This is a genomic window from Streptomyces sp. NPDC055013 (assembly GCF_053608645.1).
The window spans coordinates 1-22338 of the sequence record NZ_JBSGVW010000044.1; the positions used below are offsets into that span (position 1 = coordinate 1).

The 22338-nt window shown below is 66.9% G+C and carries 19 protein-coding genes and 3 pseudogenes; 14 read left to right on the forward strand and 8 right to left on the reverse strand.

The features are described 5' to 3' along the window. Both ACWGDB_RS36335 and ACWGDB_RS36340 read left to right on the forward strand, forming a co-directional pair. A pseudogene (locus tag ACWGDB_RS36335) lies at nucleotides 1–100 on the forward strand (IS481 family transposase); the annotation flags it as partial. A gap of 56 nt (nucleotides 101–156) precedes the next feature. Continuing rightward, a complete protein-coding gene (locus ACWGDB_RS36340; protein ID WP_453826367.1) occupies nucleotides 157–318 on the forward strand; it encodes a DUF5959 family protein in 162 nt (53 codons plus the stop codon). Between the two features lie 161 nt (nucleotides 319–479). Here ACWGDB_RS36340 and ACWGDB_RS36345 read toward each other — a convergent pair whose 3' ends face one another. From ACWGDB_RS36345 to ACWGDB_RS36355, 3 genes are all read right to left on the reverse strand, one after another. Further along, on the reverse strand, nucleotides 480–962 hold the full coding sequence (locus tag ACWGDB_RS36345; RefSeq protein ID WP_453826368.1) for a hypothetical protein: 483 nt from the start codon (nucleotides 960–962) through the stop codon (nucleotides 480–482). A gap of 98 nt (nucleotides 963–1060) precedes the next feature. Continuing rightward, entirely contained in the window at nucleotides 1061–4252 is a 3192-nt protein-coding gene (locus tag ACWGDB_RS36350; RefSeq protein ID WP_453826369.1) for an RHS repeat-associated core domain-containing protein, read from the reverse strand. A gap of 291 nt (nucleotides 4253–4543) precedes the next feature. After that, complete coding sequence (locus ACWGDB_RS36355; protein WP_453826370.1) at nucleotides 4544–5521, reverse strand: ArsR family transcriptional regulator; 978 nt, start codon at nucleotides 5519–5521, stop codon at nucleotides 4544–4546. A 156-nt stretch (nucleotides 5522–5677) separates the two neighbouring features. Between ACWGDB_RS36355 and ACWGDB_RS36360 the strand changes: the two genes are divergently transcribed. From ACWGDB_RS36360 to ACWGDB_RS36380, 5 genes are all read left to right on the forward strand, one after another. Then, a complete protein-coding gene (locus ACWGDB_RS36360; protein ID WP_453826371.1) occupies nucleotides 5678–6322 on the forward strand; it encodes an isochorismatase family protein in 645 nt (214 codons plus the stop codon). A gap of 500 nt (nucleotides 6323–6822) precedes the next feature. After that, on the forward strand, nucleotides 6823–7413 hold the full coding sequence (locus ACWGDB_RS36365; protein ID WP_453826372.1) for a hypothetical protein: 591 nt from the start codon (nucleotides 6823–6825) through the stop codon (nucleotides 7411–7413). 426 nt (nucleotides 7414–7839) lie between these two features. Next, nucleotides 7840–8025 (forward strand): hypothetical protein, encoded by a 186-nt coding sequence (locus ACWGDB_RS36370; RefSeq protein WP_453826373.1) that lies wholly within the window; start codon nucleotides 7840–7842, stop codon nucleotides 8023–8025. Nucleotides 8026–8170: 145 nt separating this feature from the next. Further along, nucleotides 8171–8317: a hypothetical protein gene (locus ACWGDB_RS36375; protein ID WP_453826374.1), complete on the forward strand. Its 147-nt coding sequence runs from the start codon at nucleotides 8171–8173 to the stop codon at nucleotides 8315–8317. A 97-nt stretch (nucleotides 8318–8414) separates the two neighbouring features. Next, on the forward strand, nucleotides 8415–8537 hold the full coding sequence (locus tag ACWGDB_RS36380; protein ID WP_453826375.1) for a hypothetical protein: 123 nt from the start codon (nucleotides 8415–8417) through the stop codon (nucleotides 8535–8537). A gap of 223 nt (nucleotides 8538–8760) precedes the next feature. Here the strand turns inward: ACWGDB_RS36380 and ACWGDB_RS36385 are convergent, their stop codons facing one another. Continuing rightward, nucleotides 8761–10575, reverse strand: a complete 1815-nt coding sequence (locus tag ACWGDB_RS36385; RefSeq protein WP_453826376.1) for a hypothetical protein — start codon at nucleotides 10573–10575, stop codon at nucleotides 8761–8763. Nucleotides 10576–11246: 671 nt separating this feature from the next. Between ACWGDB_RS36385 and ACWGDB_RS36390 the strand changes: the two genes are divergently transcribed. Then, entirely contained in the window at nucleotides 11247–11771 is a 525-nt protein-coding gene (locus ACWGDB_RS36390; RefSeq protein ID WP_453826377.1) for a hypothetical protein, read from the forward strand. A 24-nt stretch (nucleotides 11772–11795) separates the two neighbouring features. Here the strand turns inward: ACWGDB_RS36390 and ACWGDB_RS36395 are convergent, their stop codons facing one another. Then, complete coding sequence (locus ACWGDB_RS36395; RefSeq protein ID WP_453826378.1) at nucleotides 11796–12209, reverse strand: hypothetical protein; 414 nt, start codon at nucleotides 12207–12209, stop codon at nucleotides 11796–11798. 209 nt (nucleotides 12210–12418) lie between these two features. Between ACWGDB_RS36395 and ACWGDB_RS36400 the strand changes: the two are divergent. The 3 genes and pseudogenes from ACWGDB_RS36400 to ACWGDB_RS36410 form a co-directional block, all read left to right on the forward strand. Continuing rightward, nucleotides 12419–12677: pseudogene (locus ACWGDB_RS36400) on the forward strand (replication-relaxation family protein); the annotation flags it as partial. Nucleotides 12678–12862: 185 nt separating this feature from the next. Beyond that, nucleotides 12863–13821: pseudogene (locus tag ACWGDB_RS36405) on the forward strand (IS110 family transposase); the annotation flags it as partial. 303 nt (nucleotides 13822–14124) lie between these two features. Beyond that, nucleotides 14125–14676 (forward strand): hypothetical protein, encoded by a 552-nt coding sequence (locus ACWGDB_RS36410; protein WP_453826379.1) that lies wholly within the window; start codon nucleotides 14125–14127, stop codon nucleotides 14674–14676. 589 nt (nucleotides 14677–15265) lie between these two features. Here the strand turns inward: ACWGDB_RS36410 and ACWGDB_RS36415 are convergent. After that, a complete protein-coding gene (locus ACWGDB_RS36415) occupies nucleotides 15266–15769 on the reverse strand; it encodes a hypothetical protein (RefSeq protein ID WP_453826380.1) in 504 nt (167 codons plus the stop codon). A 392-nt stretch (nucleotides 15770–16161) separates the two neighbouring features. Between ACWGDB_RS36415 and ACWGDB_RS36420 the strand changes: the two genes are divergently transcribed. Together ACWGDB_RS36420 and ACWGDB_RS36425 are read left to right on the forward strand one after the other, a co-directional pair. Then, nucleotides 16162–16842 (forward strand): hypothetical protein, encoded by a 681-nt coding sequence (locus tag ACWGDB_RS36420; protein WP_453826381.1) that lies wholly within the window; start codon nucleotides 16162–16164, stop codon nucleotides 16840–16842. 592 nt (nucleotides 16843–17434) lie between these two features. Then, the gene (locus tag ACWGDB_RS36425) at nucleotides 17435–18094 is read left to right on the forward strand and encodes a hypothetical protein (protein ID WP_453826382.1); all 660 of its coding nucleotides are present in this window, start codon (nucleotides 17435–17437) and stop codon (nucleotides 18092–18094) included. A gap of 75 nt (nucleotides 18095–18169) precedes the next feature. Here ACWGDB_RS36425 and ACWGDB_RS36430 read toward each other — a convergent pair whose 3' ends face one another. Together ACWGDB_RS36430 and ACWGDB_RS36435 are read right to left on the reverse strand one after the other, a co-directional pair. Beyond that, nucleotides 18170–19912, reverse strand: coding sequence for a hypothetical protein (locus tag ACWGDB_RS36430; protein ID WP_453826383.1), 1743 nt, complete (start codon nucleotides 19910–19912; stop codon nucleotides 18170–18172). A 1096-nt stretch (nucleotides 19913–21008) separates the two neighbouring features. Further along, on the reverse strand, nucleotides 21009–21836 hold the full coding sequence (locus tag ACWGDB_RS36435) for a glycoside hydrolase domain-containing protein (RefSeq protein ID WP_453826384.1): 828 nt from the start codon (nucleotides 21834–21836) through the stop codon (nucleotides 21009–21011). Nucleotides 21837–22107: 271 nt separating this feature from the next. Between ACWGDB_RS36435 and ACWGDB_RS36440 the strand changes: the two genes are divergently transcribed. Beyond that, on the forward strand, nucleotides 22108–22266 hold the full coding sequence (locus ACWGDB_RS36440; RefSeq protein WP_453826385.1) for a hypothetical protein: 159 nt from the start codon (nucleotides 22108–22110) through the stop codon (nucleotides 22264–22266). Nucleotides 22267–22338 lie beyond the last annotated feature (72 nt).

The window sequence follows — 22338 nt, forward strand, 5'->3', positions numbered from 1 at the left end:
AGACTTCCTGCACACCTACAACCACCACCGGTGCCACACCGCCCTCGGCGGCCAGCCACCCATCACCCGCGTCAACAACCCCGCGGGTCAATACACCTAGCCCCCGGCACGGGCGCGAGCATCGGTGGGGATCGCGGGCTGAGTCTCGTCCTCCATATGCACGAGGACCGCTCCCTGTCAGTAACGATCCACGATCCCGACCGCCTCAGCGCCATGCTGTGGATCCAGCCGCAGGGGAATTGGATAGGCGAACACCACGACCGACTTGAGCAGGTCCGGCACACCTGCCCAGCGAGGTCGTGGAGACGGCCCCCATGACCTACCAAATGGCGGCCAACCCGCCAGACCTGAGCAGGACCGCTCCCGCCGCCGAGCCGGCCTCACGAGTTCGAGTTCAGTAACCGGCGGCCAGTCCCTCCTGGCATTCCCCCATCCCCGATGGGACAGGCAGGCCCGCCCTGGCCACCGATCGTGACTGATCAGTCCACCTCCATTCGATGCTGTTGAGGCCACTCCGGCATCCAGTCCGCTGCGATGCGCCCCTCGAAAACTCCCACAAGCCAGTCGCTGAGCGTCTCGTCAGACTCATACCAGTCGGCCCAGTTCCTTCGAAATGCCGATACAGTCCATCTCCCACCGCCGCGATTTTCTAGGAAGAACTTGTCTCCTTCAATTGAATGCCCCCAGTGAAGCTTCCCGCCACCGTCGGGAAGCACACCTCGAGGAATCTCAGGATGGCCGTCGCGGACGAAATCACTCATCCACACACCCTTCTCCACCATAAATTCAGGGCCGAAGATGAAGATGAAATCAGAGATCAGCACATCTCCGTACAGCGAACAAACCACCTTAACTTCCTCAGGCAGAGTCACCCCCAAATCCGTTTCCACCACATCAAAACTTCTCTCCTCACTCCATGGAGATTTCCCCAAGATGCCTTTCAACTGTCCGATCGATGACATTACACACTCGATTCCTACAATTCACCAACATTTGTAAGTGGCTGCCGCGTTGTTTTCAAATTCACAACGCACATCCTCGGTGCCAAACGACAAGAACCTTACCTTAGTGGGGATAACCGAATTCGGATCACCGTATACGGTGTTACGTGCACGAACTGCCGCCCACCTTTCTTGATCGATTTCACTACGATGTCCTCAGCTTGCTTGTACATGCGGTCATTAGCCGTTTGATACATCGGGATGAAGTTCCTAGTGTCCCCGTTTGAGCCGCCCATCGCGTATCCAATCAGATGTCCACGCGCTCGGTTGTCTCTCGGTAGATCGCGCAGGCCCGGAAGCGCAAAGCCCAAGGACGGACGGGGAGGTGTCGTGTAGTCCGCCTTCGTCAGGTTGGCGAAGGCACCAGTAGCAACACATTCGCCCGCGTGCTCTCTGCGGGGCAAGTAGGCGATGTTGCCTCCGGGGCTGAAGGCCGCTCCGGTGTCGCAGCGGTTTCCGCGGTCACGGTCCGGCCCTTCAACAGAAGCGGCATCGCCTCCACCCGCCTCAGCCTGGACAAGCTCTACCTCCAAGGCAGTCAGGTCGCTCGGCGCGAACGAAACTCCCGCTCCGGCCATCTCTGTGAACACCCGCTGGTCCACCACTACAGCCGTTTCCAAGGAACTCCGCTGAATGCGTACAACATCGACCCGAGGCTTGGGCGCTGGTCTCGCAGGCACCGGTGTGGGCTTGGGACCCCGGTTGGGGTTCTGCGGGGTAGGGGGCTTGGGCGGCTTGACGTTGGTGGATCCGCGGGGAGTGCCGCTCGGACGGTAGGGCGCGTTGCCGCGGTGGACGGTGCCATAGTTCGGGCGCCCGGAGGAACGGAATGTAGCCGGTCGGCCGGTGCCCCGCGTGGTTCCCGGGCGGGCATACGAGCGCACGCCGTAGGGACGGCTTGCGGAACCGTGTTGGCGTTGGAAGCGGTTGGACTGCGAGCGGCTTTGCGCACGGCTCTGCCCCCTGCCTGCACTGCGGGTTGTGGCACGGGTGTTCGGACGGGTGACACGTCCGGAGAATGAGCTCTGGGTGCCTCCCCTGCCCAGCGTGCCGACCGATCCCCAGCCGCTGCCCATTTCGTGATGCCGTGCGTGCCCGGTGGGATCTGTTGCATCGAGCGGATCACCGCCGACGTAGGTGTAGCGGTTGGCCTCCGAGGACGGGACCGGGTCAAGCAGCCAGGTGTCGCGGGAGGTGAAGGAGCCGGTGCCCGGCTGGTACCAGCGGGCTGCCATGTTGACGTCGCCGGTGGTCGGGTCGGTCCAGCCGGACTGGTAGCCGACGGCGGGGGTGGTGCCGGTGGTGGCGGTTTCCGTGCCGAATGGATCGTAGGAGGTTGAGCCGGTCACCTGGACGGCGTCAGGGTTGAGGCCGGCGGCCAGGTCGGTGTGCTTGTCGGTGACTGCCCACTGTTTGGTGCTTCCGGTGGCCAGGGAGAGCAGCGCACCTTCGGGGGTGCGGTTGTAGCTGGTGGAGCCGTCGTTGGCGAGGCGGTTGGAGCCTCCGTCGTAGGTGAAGGTAGTCGCGCCGCGAGTCTGGACGCGGTCGAGGGAGTCATAGGTGTAGGTCGCGGAGCCGTCGGTGATCTTGCGTTCGAAGGCGTCGAAGGTCAGGGCTCGCGCGGTACCGGTGTTCACCGATGCCAGCGTGCCGCGGGCGGTGTACGTGAACTGCTTTGTCCCGTCGCTCAGTTGGCGGTTGCGGGCGTCGAATGTAGCCGCTGCCGCGCCGGCCTTGGTGCGGTTGCCTGAAGCGTCCCATTCGTAGGCCGTGGTCGCCGCGCCCTTCGTCCACGATGTCAAACGTCCGGCGTAGTCGTAGCCGTAGGTGTTGTCACCGGCTCCCGCCGTGCCCGTCGTCTTCTTGGACGTCGAGTTGTCGTCGAGGTCGTAGCCGTAGGTCGTCGACGCGACGGTGGTAGCTCCGTCAGGGCTCGTGACGTTGTCACCCTTGAGACGGCCGAGGTCGTCGTAGGTGTAGGTGCGCTTGGCCGTGACGGTGTAGGAAGTTGCGCCTTCGGGCTTGGTTGCGTACTGCTCCAGGCGGGGGCGGCCGGCGGCGTCGAAGTCGTACCAGATGTCGTTGTTGGTGATGGAGTCCCAGACCCAGTCGATCCGGCCGGCGCTGTCGTAGCCGTAGTTGGTGGTTCCTGCCTCGGTTGTTCGCTTGGTCATGTTGCCGTCGGCGCTGTAGGCGTAGCTGGATGTGCCGCCGGGGCCGGTGGCGGTGAGGAGCTGGCCGCGGTCGTTGTAGATGTAGGTGTTGCGGGTCAGGCCGTCGGCTGTGCCAGTCGCGGTGAGGCGGCCCGCGAGGTCGTAGTCCAGGGTGCGGTCGGTGGTGGCTGCTTCCGCGCCGCTGCCGGTTTCGTGGACGAGGCGGCCCAGGCCGTCGTAGGTGTGCTCGCGCTTGACCCCGCCGGGCAGCAGCTCCGTGACCGGTTGTGCGGCCTTGTCGTAGATGGTGGTCCAGGTGCGGTCACCCGGGTTCGGGTGTGCGGTTGTGGAGGGTTCGGTCGTCGACTCGGGCAGGTCCCAGCTGTTGAAGGTGTAGATGGTCTTGTTGCCGCGTCCGTCGGTCAGCCCGGTGCGGTTGCCTGCGGCGTCGTAGCCGAAGGCCGTGGTGATGGAGTCGGTGGCGGAGACCGGCTCCACCTGCTTGGTCATCCGGCCCAGCGCGTCGTATGTGTATGTGGTGCGGGCCTGGGTTTGGGCGGAGATGACCGCGGTGCGGTTGCCGTCGGCATTGTATTCGGCGGCCTTGGTGCGCTGAGCGGTGCTGCCGGTGCCGTAGTCGGTGGTGGCGGTGGGGTTACCGAGGGCGTCGTAGATGGTGGACGTGCGGCGGTTGGTGGCGTCGGTGGTCTCGGTCTGACGGCCAAGCCCGTCGTAGTCGAAGCGGGTCGTGCCGGCCGGGTCGGTGATGGTCTTGGTCTCCCCGGCCGGATTGCAGGTGGCGGAGGTGGTGATGCCGCCCGGGCTCGTGAACGAGGTCTGGTTGCTCGCGTCGTCCCAGGTGTAGCGGCTGGTCAGGTTCTGCAGGCTCGGGGAGCGCTCGACCGTGGTCGCCGTGATCTGTCGGCCCAGTTCGTCGTAGGTCGCCTCGGTGCGGGCGCCGGTCGGATCGGTGAGGGAGAGCTGGAGGCCGGTGGGGGTCCAGGTGGAGCGGGTGATGCCGCCGCCGTCAGTGCTTGCAGAGGTGAGCAGGTCGGGGTCGGCTTCGGAGGCGGCCAGGGCGGCGGCCGCGTCGGCCACCGGGTCCGTCGTGCTGGTCAGCTGGCCGAATTGGTCATAGCCGTAGCGGGTGACGCGGCCCAGCGGGTCGGTGACCGTGGCGGGCAGGCTCAGCGCGTTGTAGGTGATACGGGTCGTCGCCGTCAGGGCGGCGGCGCCGCCGGGTGGGGTGTAGTCGGGCAGGGTTGTGGCGGTCGCGCGGCCGAGGCGGTCGCCGACTGGAAGCATTCCTTGATCGTCCGGGTGGTGGGTGGTTCCGTCTCCGTCGACGATGCTGATCGCGTTCTGGTCGCCGACCACGGGGCCGAACTCTCATGACGCCGCGCACAGCGAGTCCCCCAGCGGGGAGCGCGCGTAGAAGACCTCACGGCCGCTGCGGTTGCGGGCCACCAGTCCGCTTTCGCACAGCACCTTGAGGTGCTGGCTGACCGCGCCAGGTGTCATCGACAGGCGGCGCGCCAGGATGCTCGTGGTCGCCGACTCGTTCAGGGTGACCAGGATTCGGGCGCGGGTGCGGCCGATGAGAGCGCTGAGCGCCTCGGTGGTCGGCACGGCCCCCTGTGACCAGACCGTGGCCACGCCGGGGGTGGGGTAGACCAGGAGGGGCTGGTACGGCTCGGCCATTACGGCCGTGTCCGGCCAGTGGAAGACGCTCGGTATGAGGATCATGCCGTCGCCGTCGAGGGGGCCCGTGCGCCGCCAGGCGCCCGTCCGCACCCGCAGGAGACTGTCGTCCCAGGTGATGTTCGCATGCAGGTCGTTGAACATCACCCCGGCACCTTCGCGCGTCAACTGCCGTGCTCGGCGCAGCACTTCCGTCTCGATCAAACCGCGGACGCGCGGCCAGAACGGTTCCAGTGCCGTGTCCCAGTACAGGCGCAGCTCTGCCGCTGCGCGGGCCACACCGGCGGCCGGGTCGGCGAGGAACTCCCGTACAGGCTGGGAGTCGGCCCCCGGGAGCCTTGCCGCCTCACGGGCCGCCACGTACGGGTCCGCCCCGGCGGCGAGATCCAGTTCTGCGGTGACGTCCGGCAGCGGACCAGCCGGCGGCGGCGTCAGGAAGTCGACGAAGTAGGGGCCGAGGGGGGCGAGCGCGAACAGCAGCCGCAGATCCAGCCCGGCGAGCCGGGGCCGCACGGCCCGCACCCACGGCAGGTGCAACGCGTGCCGGGCCGGGTCCTGCAGCGTACGCAGGCTCGCCACCGCCTCGAACACGGGCGAGAAGGCGAACCTCAGCCGGGCGAGGTCGGCGGAGGTGAAGTCGAATTCGGCGTACGAGGATTCAGCCACGACTGAAACATTTACGAGTCGCCGGACTGCTGGTCAACCATCGTCGCCATGGCCGTCCTCACGACACGCTCCGTCCCCCTCTGTCCTCGTGCCCATCCTCCGCCGTGACGGCGGTGAAAAGCGACCCGACCCACCACAACCTGGAAGGACTTCACCATGCAGAACCGACTCGAGAACCGACCCGAGAGCCGATGCCACTCCCCGCTCACCGCGGACAACGCCGTTCTCCTGCTGGTGGATCACCAAATCGGACTGTTCACCGGCGTCCGCGACATCAGCGCCAGCGAGCTCAAGCACAACGTGGCCGCCCTCGCCGAGGCTGCCTTCGCCCTCGACGTCCCCGTCGTCGTCACCACCACCGCGGCCGACAGCATGTGGGGCCCCCTCATCCCCGAACTCCAGGCGGTTCTGCCGGACAAGCTGGAGGTGATCGACCGCAGCACGGTGAACGCCTGGCACGACGACCGCGTCCGCACCGCGATCGAGGAGACCGGCCGCGACCGGATCCTGATCGCCGGTGTCTCCCTTGAGGTCTGCGCAGCCTTCCCGGCCATCGCGTCGACTGCCGCGGGCCACACCGCCTACGTCGCCGTCGACGCCTCGGGTACCTTCTCCGCCACCAAGCGCGAAACCGGCCTCCTGCGTCTGCAGCAGGCTGGCGTCATCGTCAGTGACTACGCCACTCTCGCCGTCGAGATGCTGGCCGACAACGCCCACCCGCAGGCACCGGCGGTGTACGGCGCCCTCGACATGCCGTTCGCCACCCTGGTGGGACAGCTGTCGGCGGCATACGGACGGTAGCGACGGCCGGGGGAGCACCGGGCCTCCGGTGGTGACCGGCGGCGGAGGGGGCGGGCTCGCCGCTTCGACCTCAGCCCACGCCAGCCGGCTGCGCCGGTTCTCGGCGCGTCTTACGTCGCTGAGGAGGAAGCCTGCCCCTGTTGATGCGGCGGCGGAACTCGTGGCCGGGCAGCGGGAGCTCGGGGTCGGGCTCGGTAGGAAGCCGGCCGTGACGGCTGTCGGGATGTAGGCCAGGAGCGTTTGCGGGGCGGTTAAACGCTCCCCGGACGTTCCCGCGCGATCGGAACCGTAACGGGGCAGCGGGCCTCGTTGCGCCGGTGGGGCTCTGCCTGCCATGTGCGGCAGGACCGCGCAGTCCCTGCACGTGACTGCTACAACAGAAGCCATGCCTGAACCAAAGAACCTGCCGGAGCAGGCCGCAAGAGCGCGGCTCGGCGTCTGTGCCGGCACTTGAAGAGGGCCACGTCCGAGAACTGAGGCGTTTCACCGCGGGGGGAGACATGGACGCAGCGATAGCGGGGTTGATCGGCGCTCTTGGTGGTGCCGCTCTCGGCGCCGGTGGAGCCTGGGGCGCCGCCAGGATCGCCCTGCAGGGGGCTAAGTATCAAGCTGACAGGACCGCAGAAGCCGCTCATGCACAGTGGCTTCGTCAGCTTCGACGTGAGGCGTACGTGCAGTTGCTCGGCACGTGTCGAGGGCTTCACCGCGACATGACGGTCGCCATGTACAACCGCCGGTTCATGAACCGGGAGGAGCGAGAAGCGGAAAGGCGACGCTTCACGGAGACCCTCGAAGAGCTCAACACGGTAATGATGACCGCACGCCTGGAGGCTGACGAGACCGTCGCGGATCTCATCAGCGAAACCCTGCTGACCTTTGGAATGTTCAGCAGCTACTTCGTTGGGCAAGGGGAGGGCACTGACACGCTGGATCCTCACCTGGCTCGGTTCGAAGAACAGATACGGGAGCAGCTCAAACGGACCGAGAAGTACGCTCGTGATTCGCTTCAGGCACCCAACGGAGCACCGAGTCACCTGACGTGGACTGGGGTCCTACCGCCCTTCGATGATCCGCCACGCCCAGCGTCATAACCCCGAAGGCCCGTCGGCGCCGCCCTCGTGCGCCTCGTCGGCGCGACCGCGAACCCATCATCGGGCACGGGCTCGTTGCGGTAGGCGGCCGCGACGGCGAGCAGCGGGTAGGCCTGGGCGGCGCGCAGGCGAGCGGCGACGATCGCGCCGACCGTCGTGCGCACCGGATGCGGCAGTGGCCGGCCGGCGATGACATGCCGCAGGGCAACAATTTCGGCCCCGGCAAGACGGTTGGAAGGCTCGCGGAAGATTACGGCGGCGGGGTCTCGACGGGTATCAGGGTAATCCTCAACGACGACGGTTCCCTGCGAACCGCGCACCCCATGTAGATCACCGCCCGTGCCGGGGGCGGACGCGAAGCGGATCAGCGCCGCCGCGACCGCCCCCGGCGGACACCGACCTCACCAGAGAAGACGGAAGAAATCCTTGAAGATCAAGTTCACGCCGGACAGCAGCGGGGACATCGGGTCTGGCTACGAGAAGGCCTGGCAGGCCGGCCGAGTCGATCTGGCAACCATCAGTGCGACGGATCTGCGTTATGCCTTCTTCGAGTACCCGGTCGACTTCGTCGTGGACGGTCACGCTTCCTCTCGTCCGCTCGGCCTCCATTGATCGACATCATGTTCACTTTGGGGTACTCGCTGCAAAACTACGGTCCGATGGGGCGACGGAGATCAATTTCACGGAGAACACCTACGTCATCCGACTGAAACTCGCGGGTGATCAGGTGCAGCTCACCTCTTCGCGCGGTGTTCCGATGCCGCATCCCAGCTGCTCGTTCGACGCATACGTGTCCGGGGTCCGGTCGTTCATCACCGATGGTGTGGAATGCCTCGAACTCCACTATCCGGCACTGGCCTGGAACCCGGCGATGCGTTCACTACGGGAACTGGCGGACATCTGATCGTGAGCATCGGGTTCACACCCGACGGTGACATGGATATTCCTGCGGGTGCCGCGCGTGCCAGAGCCTCTGGGAGGCGATCGGTAGCCCCGCCGGGATGCCACCCTCGCCGCCGCAGCCCGCGGTTGCTACTGGCCCGGCCGCCGCAATAGGCCAGGGCGCCGCCCAGTCCATCACGGCCCGGCTGGTGGAGAGGTTCCTCACCAACCCGCCGGACTGACTAACAGCCCCGTGGAACGCGCTACCACGGTCCTGGGAGTAGCCACCGCGGCCGGGCAGGCCCGCCCTGTCCGGCCCCTGCCGCAGCAGCGATTGCTTCCGCGTACAGGGCCGTACGTGATGTGAGTAGGACTTGCTCCAGCCCGGTTATGTTCGGGGCGTTTTCGAAGTCACCCCGCCGCGGGGCGGGCCGTACCGACGCACAGGAGAGGGCGACGGCCGCCTCACCACGGTTCGTGGAACTCGATGCCGAAGCGCCGGCGGATTCCCGCGCGTTGGTCGGCCGTCGCCAGGACCATGATGTCGTCCGTGGTGCCGGCCGGCTTCTTGGGGCCGTTGTCGACACAGCGGAAGGACCGGGGGTCGTCGTCGGGGCTGAGCGCTTCGATGGCGGCCTGGGCCGCGCCCATGTCGAGGTAGTCGTTCGACTCCTGCTCTATGTAGAAGGAGAGCTCCTCGCCGTTGCGGTCGAAGTACAGCGTCCCGCGACCGTCCTCCTCCTGGTACTCCTCGTACTCCCCGTCCTTGTCGTCCGTGTTGTCCTTGTCATCCTCGTCGTCCTCGTCGTCCTTGTCGAAGACGAAGCGATAGTTCGTGACGGTGACCTTCCCTCCGGTGAGTGCCGCGGCCTTGTCCAGGAGCCAGGCGTAGTGCTCGTTGGCGTAGTCGACGTCATCGGCGTGGATACTGACGGCCACGCCGAACTCCTCGAGGGTGTGGGCGATGTCATGGGAATCGTCCAGTGTGTCGTGCGCGTAGTCCTTGAAGTCGTGCAGGACGCCGCGGGCCTTCTCCTGAGTGATCATGCCGAGGTCGACGAGGACTTCGGCCATCCGTGTGTAGGTGACCCGTCCAGGCTTCACCTCGTATCGGGGCCTGAGATCGGGATCGGCCTTCAACTGCCGTGCTTCTTCGTCCAGTTCCTGAAGCTGCCGAGGTGTGAGGGGTGGCGGAAGGTGCTCCGGGGCTACGAGCGGCCACAGGGCCTCGGGCCAGGGCTCGGCGGCGTCTGCTGGGCCAGGCGACGCGGGGTGAGCGTGCCCGGGCCTGTCGAGGGCACAGGGAAAGCGGTCCACGACCTCACGCAGGCTCGCGCCCATGAGAACGTCACGCGCCATGTCGCCAGGGTGCTCGGTGTGGCCGTCGTAGCGGAGCGGCTGGGCGACGAACGCGGAGTCCGTCCAGTAGGAGTCCTTGCCGTACCACGTCCCGGGCGGCGCCTGGGGGTTGGACGTGCGGTACTGCCAGCTGGCGCCCTTGTGGCGGACAACGTACTCACCGATGTACCAGGCGGTCATGGTCCAAAAGTCCCGGCCCGCGACCTTGTCGTACTTCGCGACCGTCCCGAGACGTTGGCGCAGCAGCTTCTCCAGGGCGTCGAGCGAGTCGGCCTGAAAGTTCCAGCGCTCGATGCCCCCGCCGGCTCTGTCCGCCCACCAGGTGCGGTAGTGGTAGAGGCACGTGTCCGGCCACCGGCGCCACCCGGTGTCGTACGCCTCCAGTTCATGGCGTCGCACCCACGGCGTACGGACGCGCTCCGGCGTCCACCCGGGGTGCGCCGCCGCGTGGTCCACGACCGCCTTGCGCAGGCGCAGCGCGACGGTGGTGAAGATGTTCCGTGTCTTTTCGTAGACCGCCTGGCCGACGAGCAGCATCGGAACGATGGGTTCCAGGCCGAGCGCAGGATCCGGCTGTACGGCGGGCAACCCCCCGGCCCCCGCACGCTCCTGCCACACCCAGCGCCCGCCGCCCGCCCTGAGGAGCACCTCTCCGAAGTAGCCCGCCAGGGACTCCATGACCATGGCGGCCTCGTCCGTGCCGTCACCGGCCCCGTACCGGGTGGCGAGGTCGCGCTCCAGGACCTGCAGCGAGTCGATCGAGAAGTCGTGCTCCCAGCCCCCGGCGGTGAACCGGTCGCACAGCTGGTTCATCAGCTCATGCAGGTACTCGATCCATACGTACAGAGAATGGGCGGGCGTGCCCTGTGGCGCGTCCTTGCCCGCGTAATAGGTTTCCCGGGCTGGGTAGTTGGCGTTCATGTGACCCGAAGGTAGGGCATTGCACTGACATCGACAGCGGAGGTACCGCCGAGGGAAGCCCCGAAGCCGCCAGAGGTAGATCTATGAGGCGTCAGCGCTTCCGGCAGGCGGCGGGGTCGCTTTTCGGCGACGTGCCGGGCGAATGCGACGCCCCCGGCCGCCGGATACCGCAGAACCCACCGAGCTGGAGATGGGACGAGTTCCGAAAGCACTTCGAGCGCCGCAAGGTCGAACCCGGCACCTGCGGGCACCCCTACGGCACCCCCTGCGCACATGAACACGCCCCGTTGACTGAACGAGCGGTGGGGATTCGGCAGTTCAGGGGGTGGATGCTGCGTGCGGTCCCTACGGTCACCGGTCGTGATGGACGATGCTCCCGAGCGGGATCTGCCGACGTTGGTGGTTCCTTGGTGGGGCCGCCTGGTGGAGACCGGCGATCGGTACGAGCCGTATCGGCTCGTCGACCCGGACGGTGTGACCGTGGAAGCGGTCGCGGTCTACTTCCAGGAGTTGTTGGCGGCGGGGAAGGCGTCGTCGACGGTCCGTTTCTACGGGATGGATGTGCTCCGGTCGTGGCGGTTCCTGCAGGCAGTGGGCGTTTCTTGGGACAAGCGCCTCGGGCGCCGTCAGCTGGGCCCGGCTACGCCCCGACAACCGTCGCGCACAGCGAGATGGTGTTGCGGCGCTTCTACGACATCCACCGCGACGCGGGGTCCGGCCCGCTGTTCAACTCGTTCCCGCTGGACCTGTCGCGCCGCGCCGACCGGGCGCACGCGCACCGAAACCCGATGGACGACTGGAAGCCGGAGCGGGTGGGGCGCTATCGCCCCAGCATTCCGTGGCGGATCCCGCGCTCGATTCCCGACGAGTGGTTCAACGCGCTGTTCGCCGCGCTGCCCTCGAACCGTGACCGGGCCCTGGTCGCGTTCTGGGTCTCCACCAGAGTACGGGCCTCGGAGCTGATCGGCGTCCGGCTGCGCGATGTCGGCCCCGGCCAGCAGCTGATCAGTGTGGTGCGCAAGGGCACGCGGGCGGTGCAGCAAGTGCCGGCGTCGGCCGACGCGTTCGCGTGGTTGCGCCACTATCAGCAGGAAGTACATGGCCTGGTGCCCCGCGGTCGTAGGCAGCCGGTGTGGTGGACACGACGACGTCCGCTGCGGCCGACGGGACAGGTGGGCTCGTCTCAGGATCAATGAAGTCAGGAGAAGAGGAGCCACCCCCTACGGGCCCTCGGGGCTGGTGTCCCCGGCTCGCGCGGCGGCCGCCGGCTCCAGCAGGCACCAGCCGTCGACCTCCACCGCCCGCCGCTCCCCTGGCTGCCACCCACCGGCCAATGCCACGTCGAGCAAAGCCCGGACGGCGCCCGGCTCGTGCAGGTTTAGGTCCACACCCCGGATGAAGCCCACGTCCCCGGAGCCGAAGGGGGCGCCGCCCGGGACGTACCGGCCGGGACCGGCGGCAAAGACAATGCGCAGCGGGCCGCCGGTGCCGGCCGGTTGCGGGGACAGGGTCAGGACTTGGCGGCAGTCCACGGACCGGCCGTCGGCGCCCCTTCGGTGGCTATGGCGCATCGTCCACATGTACACGCGCCCGTTGGCGACCAGCCGGCGGGACTTCTTCGAATGGCGAGGCACCCAGCCGAGGGTACGCGGCCTGATCTACGAGACGCCCCTAGCCTGACGGGCAGGGCAGTTGCGGCATCACACGGCCTTCCGGGAAGTGGAGCCCGGGGGTGAACACGCCTGCGCTCACCACCCCATGTCCGCAGCAGCCGGTTTGGGGAACTCCGAACCTCAGCGCCACCATCCCCCGGTGTACCGGCGACGTCTGACCCGGCGGCTGCAGACTGTTCCGGTACGAACCCAACCCATCGGCCGCCACAGGCTGCCTTCCGCCGGTCCGGCGTGGCTGCGCTGGTACCCCATCCACCCTCGCGTCCTTTCGTACTCACCGGCGCCTCCCGGGCCACGCTGAGGAATCGGATCAGCGACCTGCAGGCGATGGCCGCACAGCACCCACTCGTCGCCGCCCGCGCCCGCGAAGTCCCCGTTACCTTTTTCGTGGCTCCGCAATGGGGCCTCCGGCCTTCGGGTCCGGCATGACTTCCCCCCCTTGTTGCGGTTGATGATCCGGGGGGTGGTGTCACCGGGCCCGGAGGCATCGACGGACCGCTGATGAGGGGCTTGAGCACCGGCTTACCCGAGCCGGTAGAGCTCTCCGTAACGTGGGTGTGGCAGCTCGGTGCCGAGGCAAGGCCGGACGAAAGCGTGAGCGGAGGGGCCTGCACGTGATCGACACCAGCGACGTCGACGTCTTCCTCGGCCTGGACGTCGGCAAGGGCGAACACCACGCCACCGCCGTCACCCCGGCCGGCAAGAAGGCCTTCGACAAGCGCCTGCCCAACACGGAGCCCAAGCTCCGCGAGCTGTTCGCGAAGCTGAAGTCCAAGCACGGAACGGTCTGGTCGTGGTCGACCAGCCGGCCTCGATCGGTGCCCTGCCGCTGGCGGTTGCGAGGGACATGGGCTGCCCGGTCGCCTACCTTCCGGGCCTCACGATGCGGCGGATCGCCGACCTCTACCCGGGCGAGGCCAAGACCGACGCGAAGGACGCGTTCATCATCGCCGACGCCGCCCGCGCGATGCCTCACACGCTGCGTGCGATCGACAGCGAGGACGAGACCATCGCCGAGCTGGAGATGATCGTCGGGTTCGACGACGACCTGGCCGGCGAGGCGACCCGCGTCGCCAACCGGCTCCACGGCCTGCTGACCCAGACCCATCCGTCGCTGGAGCGGGTGCTGGGGCCGCGGCTCCAGCACCCGGCCGTCCTGACCTTGCTGGAGCGGTTCGGTTCACCGGCCCAGATCCGCAAGGCCGGCAGGCGTCGGCTGGTCACGCTGTTACGGCCCAAGGCCCCGAGGATGGCCGAGCGGCTGATCGAGGACGTCTTCACCGCCCTGGACGAGCAGACCGTCACCGTTCCCGGCACCGAGGCGGCCGCTTTGATCGTCCCGAGCCTGGCCGGGTCCCTGACCGCCGTGCTTGATCAGCGGAAGCTCCTGGCCGGGCGGATCGAGGAACTCCTGGAGGCTCACCCTCTTTCGAAGGTCCTGACGTCCATGCCGGGAGTCGGCGTCAGGACCGGAGCCAGGATCCTCATTGAGGTCGGTGACGGCAGCACCTTCCCGACCGCAGGCCACCTCGCCGCTTACGCCGGACTCGCACCGGCGACCCGGTGCGGAGGTCACCTCGGATGGAGCCGTACAAGAAGACGGTCGATGCCTGGTTGCGGGCTGATCTGGAGGCTCTGCACGGCGATCGTGGACCGGCTCACCTTCAACGCCACCCTCATCGAGATCGGAACCGAGTCCTATCGCCTTGCCAAGGCCCGAGGTCGGGCCGACACGCAGGACACCACCGGCCGAGCCGCAAACCCGCAGACTCGGAAAGTAGCCGTGGCGGACGGATAAAGACGATGGTCCCGGTCCATTGTCAGTGGCTGGCCCTACGATTCCGCGCGATCACTGACGAGCGACGGAGAGGCTGCCATGACCACCGAGGACAAGCCCATGAAGCGCATCGAGGAAGCCATGACGCTGCAGCACACAGGCGACCTCGACGGTGCTCGGCACAGGTTCACCGAGATCTGGGAAGAGATCGCCTCAGACGGCGATCCCTTCCACCGCTGCGTCCTCGCCCACTACATGGCCGACCTCCAGGAGTACCCGCAGGACGAACTGGCCTGGGACCTGCACGCCCTGGACGCCGCAGCGTCAGTGACCGACGACCGGGCCAAGCAGCACGACTCGTCCTTGGCCATCCGCGGTTTCTACCCGTCCCTACACCTCAACCTCGCAGCGGACTTCCACAAACTCGGAGACACTACCCAGGCCCGCACACACCTGGCCCAGGCCCAAGAGCACCTCGACGCACTCAACGACGACGGCTACGGCCAGGGCATCCGTTCTGCAATCCAACGGCTCGCCGGCCAGCTTGCCGAGGAAGTTCCCACCACGCGCAGGAGCGACGAAACGAGGTATCTCATCTCGGCACATGCTTCAAGTGGTCCCAGCGGAAGCCAATCTCCCGGGGCCGCTTGAAGACGTCCAAGGGGCCCAGAACCCTGACCAACTGGGGCCTTTGGAAGCCAACATGCCAGGGCCGCTGAACAACGTCAGGGCCATGCCATAGGTCACGGTCGGACACCCTGCGTAGGAAGGATCCTGCGCAGGGTGTCATGCGCACACCTTCCCTCTCTAACTCCGGCTGAATAGGGTCTGATTCGAGATGATGGTCTTCCACCGCGGTGTTGTTGCGCCAGCACCAGGCCGCGACGCCCAGGGCAGCCGCGTCGGGAACGATGTCAGGCGCGACGTCCCAGCCCGTCATCACGACAACCCACTCCAGGTAGGCGTTGAGCCATTCATTCTCGGTGACTTCCTGGAGCACATCCGGCAGCGGCAGTTGCGGAAGACAGCAGCCGGCTGGAAGATCCGGCGGATTCGGCGCAGGGTGAACTCCTGCTTGGCCTCGGGCGGTGCGGAGTCGGCCCCCGCACACGGGTGGCATCGAGCAGCCCGGCTTCTCCGACAGCGGCGGCGACGGTGGTGACCGCCTGCTGCCCGGAGGGAGCGACGGCGACTTCAATGCTGTCGTCCAGCAGGGAGTAGGACTCTGGCCACTCCCCCGTCACATCGTCGAAGGGCTGCAGGAACAGGATCTGCTGGTGAGGGTTGTACTGGACGTCCAGGCCGCCGTCGCCGCGCCAGAGAATGGCGAACAGCGTTGCGCCTTCCTGCGGGTCGAAGTCGCCTTCGGCGCGATGCGGCCATCGGCACGCTTGGCCAGCGTGACATCGACCGGCTTCCACGACCTGTCCGACGTCCGCACCCGCTGTGGGGCGGTCGACTGCGTCAGCTTGAAGCTGCCGTCCGGCTGAGCGAACACCTCGGAGTACTCGGTGCGCTCAAACAGCACCTCCACGGGCTCGCCCGTCTGGGCAGCAAGAGTGGACGCGGCCTCAGCCTGTGCGGGAATGGCATCCGACGCCTGGGCAGCGGGCGATGTCGCTGCGCCGCCGGCCGCCACCGCGTGAGCCGAAACGCTGGACGGCAACACACCCCCCACGACGGCCACAGCGACCGCGGCCATGAACGTCTTCCCGACCCCGTGACGCCACATCGACGTGCTCATCCCATGCCTCCCCCGACTCCACAGAATCCCCACCCGGGAGTCACAAGATGATCAAAGTGGAGGCACTGTACCCGCGCGAGATCTGCACATGTCAAGATCCTGGCCGCAGTTTCCGCAGGTAATCGGGAGGAAGCCGCCCGCACAGAGCCCATCGTCAGCAGGACGGGAGGCGTGTCGTGACACGGGAGGCCACCGCGCCGCCAGGATCCGCGCTTGCACCTTCTGCGGCCCTTCTGCATCCCGCCAGGACTGCGACGCCGACGCTTGGCTTATGCTCTCGACCCAATTGTTCGGGAGGGGCTGGGATGTTTCGCAGTTCGCGTAGGGGCAGCGGGCCCATCGGGCCTGTTCGGCGAAGACTCTGGGCAGCGACGTCGGTGATGATCCTTGCCGTGTCGGCAGCGAGCGGATGCGCGTCGCAGGCATCCAGCCCCAAGCCTGCCCCCGCCCAAGCTCGCACACTCAGTCAAAAGGACCTGGAAGCCGCGAGACTGGCCGAGGGCGAAGCGAGCGGCTACGGAGTAGCGCTGGGCAACGAAACACCGGCGGACATGAAGACGGCGGTGACCACAACCACGCCAGAGATCTGTCTGCCCGCGATGAAGCTGCTCCTCCACGGCTGGGCAGACGGCGCAGTGGGCTACACACGGTTCCACCTGAGTGACCCCGCAAACAGCGTAGGAACCAAATCGGTGGCACTGACCAGCTACCGCCCCGGTCAGGCCAAGCAGGTATTCGCTTCGGTTGAAAAGTCACTCAATGCGTGCCCGTCGGTGGTCTACAAGTCCGTCCACTCGGTGCGCGCGAAGCTCTCGCTCGGAGAACCACTGGAATCAGGCGACGAGTCGCTCAGGGTGAACATGGAGTTCTCCATGAACGGGATTGAGAACCACACGGTGTACGGGCTCGTGCGCAGCGGTGACGTCCTCGCCTGGTTCAACATCAACGAGACCTTCGGCAGCACACTGCCGAAGCAGAAGAAGGCGGAACTCATGCCGGTACTCCCGACAGATGTGGTCATCCGGCAGGTGACGAAGATAGAAGCCGCCCTGAAAGCGACAGCCACTCCCTGACCACCGGGACTTGCACCCATCGCTGCTGCTTGACGTAGGTGTTCAAGCTGTCCCCCACCAGAACGATGGGACCGTCGCCGCGCTGCTGGTGTGCGGCCTCCAGCAGGGGGAACGTAGTCAGCCGCCACCTGTACGCAACTCTGTGCATCGCTCTCGTCGGCTGGGTGCTGATGAGCGCTCAGTTGCCAGGCCGTGTGCGGAATCCGCTTGGCCGCGGTTCCCCTGCCGGGCCGCGACGCGACATCGCCCTGTCCTGCGTTGGCAAAGCCGCTCAACCGCTTAACCCATGGACAGCAGCCTGGGTCTGGTGAGTGACCGGCCGGCTAGCACGCCTTCATGCGCCACATGCGCTCAACCTGCCGTTACGCAGTGTCCATGGCCGACAAGAATCAGTGGGCCCGGCCCGGAAGGGAATTCCGGTCGGCGTCGTTATCTGCGCGATCGCCTCCTGGAGGCTGACGAACTGACGGTCGCAGAGGCTGCTACGGACATGCTTGCGACCGGTGCGCAGAATCACACCCCGGCCGCACCCCTTGTACCGGCACGTGCCACGACCAGAACCGCCGCACACCGGGCCGATAGTCTGACCGGCATGAGTGACGGCATCGCGTGGATTGGCGTACACCACCACACCCCTTCATCGGCTGTGCCCGGCATGCTCGGCGGCATCTCGCTGACCCTGGCCCGAGGCGTGGAGACGGACGAGTTCCTTATCAACCTGGGCGCCGACCTCGACGAGCTGGCCGCGCGCACCCCATGCAGGGAACTGCGCGCACCGGCCGGGCAGCCGGGACAGCCGGCCCCTCACCTCAACCGCGCCATGTACGGCACGTGCGGTGAGTGGACGTATGTGCTGGAGAACTGGGGCATGGCAACCTGGGCGACTGGCTATCAAGGCAAGGTCGAGTCGATGGTTCCCTGCGAGGGCGAAGAGATCCTCTGCCTGACCGCCAACCGTTTCAGTCCTCCGGCCCTGATCATCCATGCGCCCGGTGCCTGCGCGTACCGGGCTGACTTCGGCACTGACACCGGGCAGGGCTCGGACCTTGATGCCGCCCTCAGCGCCGCGGGCGCGGTGTTTCCGTCAATGCCGGAGGCCAGTGAGGCCGAGGTCGTCGCGTACTTCGAGGAGCATGGTGAGCGCCTGCCCGAGCTGGTGTTCGCCGCCGTGGGCGTCTACACGGGCGTGGCCATCGACCAGGACGCCGTGAAGGCCGGCGACCTTCCCAGCGTCCTCATCGCCCCGGCCTGACCGCTTGCCGTGCACGTGAGAGCGGCCCCCACCCTGATCGAAGGGTGGGGGCCGCTGCCGTTGAGGCCAGGGGTGTTATTTCGCGGCCAGCTTGCAGATCACCGGCTGACCGCCGCCGGTGCCGTACGTGCAGGTGCCGCCGTCATCCATCCGCGTGTCCAGCCAGTACGCATCCTTGTCCATGATCCGCATGTCCCGCATGAACGTCGCGAAGTGGTTGCCCATGGATTCCTGGTTGTGCATGCCGGAGATAGCCGACCGGCCGCACACCTCGCTGAACGTGGGGTCGGTGCCGTTCAGGGAGAACAGGTGGACCATGCTGCCGTGCTTCTTGGCGTAGGTGCCAATACAGGCCGCACCCGTCGGCGTGGTCCCGCCCGGGAGCAGGGCGGGGTTCAGGCCGCCCTCAGCGGACGACATTCCGCCGCTGTTGTAGGAGGAGGCGAACGCGAACTCGTCACAGTTCAGCGTGTCGGCCGCGTCCACCAGGGCGGAGGCGTCCCCGTTCGCCGCGGCCCACCCGGTGGGGCAGATCCGGTTACGGTTACGGGAGTTCTGCGCACTGTCGCCCATGTAGTACAGGGGCTTTTGATCAGCCATCGAACCCGGGTGCTTGGGAGTGGCCTTCTGGATCAGCCACGCGTGCGCTGCGGCCTGGGGGAAGGCCTTGGCGTTGAAGATGTAGGTGGGCGCGTGATTGACGAACACACAGCCCGTGCCCGTCCCGGCGTTGGTGGTGTCGCAACGGATCTGGTCGAGATCCTCCGTGCCGCCGTCGTAGTCCAAAGACCACTGGTAGCCGGTCATGAACGGGCGGATCCTCCCGTCCGCAGGCAGAATGTTCGCGTCGATCTTCACATCCGGCTGGTATAGGTACGTCTTCCCGGCAACCGAGGCGTCCCACGTGTACGAGGTGGTCAGCGACGCGGAATGCATCTCACCCGGCACCCACCACGTCTTGCCCTTCCACGCGCTGCTATCGGGCTCATGCGGCGTACACGACCCCTGGCACAGGTGCTCCACACCTACGAAGTTGATCTCACGGAACGCGGGAGGAATCTGCTGCGCGGGCTCGATCGTCAGGTGCTCGGTGAAGCTGTTCTGCCCATCGACCTGAAGCATCCGCAGGAACATGAAGTGAGCAGTGGCCTGGATCGCGCCGTCCATACGGATGTAGATCGGCACCGACCTGACATCGCACTCGATGAACCGGGTAGCGAGGATGCTTTCGAAGTCGGTGTTACACCACTCCACCCCGGCCGTCGCCACACCCGCGGTCTTCGCCCCGCTCTTGGGCGCCTTGCCCTTGGCCACCGGCGTCGACTTGCCGAAGCACACCTGACGGCCGTCCGCATCCGCCTCGCTGCACTGCTCCACCGCCGACTTCGACGAGCGCGCAGACAGCGGCGTACCGGCCGTGCCCAGCGGCTTCGTCTGGTAGTAGTTCGGCGGCGTGTTCAGCGACGTCGGATCGGGCGCACTGTAGTTGGGCGTCGGCAGCGTCAGGTCCACCGGCAGCTCGACACGGAACTTCGCCCACGGCGACCACGACGTTTCGTACAGGGAGCCGTCGAACGCCGACGTGTGAAAGACATAGTTCGTGTTCAGCGCCAGCTTGCCGACCGGCACATCCACCGTGACCGTCGTCCCCGACGCCACGTAGGGCGAGACGATGACACCCCACTCGTTGTCGGCGATGCTCACCTTCTTCAGCGGACTGCCTGCCGCATCCGCGGTCCAGACCTCAAACGTCAGCGTCGACTTGTCCCCGTCCGCGTCGGTCACCTTGTTCTTGAGCTGGACCTTCTGAGACGTCACCCGCTGGAACCCGCCAGGCGCAGCATTCCGCGACAGAGGCGCAGCCGTCGGGCTCTTCCCCGACACCGGCCGCGCCCCCGCGGCAGCCGCACGCGTGGCCTTCTCCGGCCCGGCAGCGGGCCGGGTCGAAGGGGCGGCGTTGGGGTCGGGATTGGCGGCCGGAGCCGTCTCGACCGCGTTGGCCACACCGCCGGCACTGAACAGCAGCATGGCCGCCGTACCGACGGCTATCCGCGAGAGAGCGTGCTTTCTTCTGGTTCTTAACCCTTCAAACAAGACATGTCCCTTCGGGCCCTGCCCTCCCCTCGAACCGGGGGCAGGACGTTGCTGGATGTGTCGCGCCGCCCCCTTTCCTATGCGGCGTGATCATCACCAAGCAACGAGCCCAACTTGGGGCAGTTCGTGTTTAACCGGAGCTAACGGAAGTGATCTGTCGCACGGTTGTACGAGGCAGCGTGAAGACCCTGCAAAGGTGTCCACGCACCAGCACTGCCATCGCCCGCGCCTACGGCCACCGCGCAAACCCTCTAACCTGCCGCTGGTGGCGGCCCGTAGGGGAACAGCCGGTGAACTGCGCAGCGTGCGCGAGGAGATGGGGCCCTGTTGATCGTCCGCTGGGTCACGGTGAGGTCCTGGTGAGCAAGCCGTCTGATCGGTGTGGTCAGCCAGGGGTCAGCTCCGACATAGGCGCGGTCGGCGAGTACGGCCGCCAGGTCGGCGAACAGACGCCGACGGCGTGGACCTGGCCCGCGTCGACCTGCGAAGCGCGCGGAGGTGTTGTGCCGTCAGCCGGTCTCGGCGGCCAGGGAAGTCGAAGGCGTCCAGTGTGACGAGGTCCGTGGCGCCGGGGCTGGTCGGCCAGGGTGTCGCACAAGGTGGGCGAGCAGCCACACCACGAGGCTGCTCGCCACAGCCTGCTCCGGAGCAATGGTCCCGAATTGGCCGCTGTGCCGTTCCAGTCGTTGAAGAATTCGGAACCAAGTGGTGGGGCCTGGACAGACTGTGTACTGTCCAGGCCCCCGTGGTCGGAAGACGGCGGCGCTCACCGAGCTCTTGTCCTGGAGCGCCACGCCCGAGACCGCCAGGACCGCGACCCTTATCCGGTGATGGCGACCGGGGCATCCCAGGCGTTGCGGTCGACGGTGATGGTGTGGCCGCCGCGGGTTTCCTTGCTGTTGACCATGTACTGGTGGGCGCGGCTGTGGTTCGTGTACAGCTTGGGGTCCCAGGGCCAGTCGGCGGTGGTGGTGTTCTTGTTGTTCCACAGCGCGTACCAGAGGTTGCCCGGCAGGTCGGTCCGGTCCTTGGCGATGGCGACGGCCTTGGCGCTGGAGCTGCTGAAGCCGTAGTAGCCGGCGCGGTACGTCTTGGCCCGCAGGGTCTTGGTGAAGGAGCGCACGTACGTCAGGGTGGCGTCGTTGCACTCCTTGTTCGTGATGTCGTACGACTCCATGTTGAGGTAGATGGCGCTGCCGGGCTTCATGCCGAGTGCGGTCGCCTTGGCAACGGCGTCCTTGGCGTTGCTCGCCCCGACGGAAGCAGCCGTGGACGCGGTGAACCTCTCCGGGTTCCTACTCGTCTGGCAGGGCGGCTGGGCTCCGACGTAGAGCGGGATCAGCTTCCAGCCGGCGGCGCTGACCGACTTCACCCAGGACGCAGTGAGGTTGGGCTGGGCGCAGCCGCGGTTCTTCCCGCCAATGTAGACAGCGACGGCACCGTAAAAACCGGTCTTCCACGCCTTCATCGCGGCAAGGGAAGGGGCCGTGCACGTGTCGAACGCCCTGCCCGTGTACGTCTTCTGCGCCGGCCAGCTCGCGGCGGCCATGGACGTCTGCGCCGCGCTCCCGGCACCGGCGACTACGACAACACCCGTCGTGGCCCACGCTATGTATCGGCCTCTCTTGGACAGCCGGTGTCTGGACATAACCCCACCCCATTCGGATCGCGGCCGAGACCACACGATGCGCCCGGCGGAGGCCTGCGACGGCGACGGCGTCCCACAGGTTGCTGCAGCCCTCGACGCTTCCGCAGCGGCGCAGTTGAGCTCCGGTAGACGGAGCGCACCGCACCCTATCCAAGATCTACAGGTCAGAGAGCTCGATACGCAGCCAGACGCTGATCACGTAAGGGGGCAACGCGCTTGGGCGACAGGAAGGTTCCTGCCCGCAGCCCAGGCGACAGTCCGCTGCAACGCGATGGTCACCCGCGAGACCCTCGGCTTCGAGGTCGTCGCGCACCGTCTGGACGAAGTCGCCCTGGCGGGCATGGAGCCGAAACCCTGCCAGGGCGCCTCGCGCACCCGCAGCCTTCGCCGCCCGGAGGTGCGCCCCAAGGCGCCGTACGGAAGCGGGTAACGCGGGCACGGCGCATCTCGCGGCATGGGCGCCGCTGTCATCCGGCGTCTCGGGAAGGCGGGGTTGGGGCCA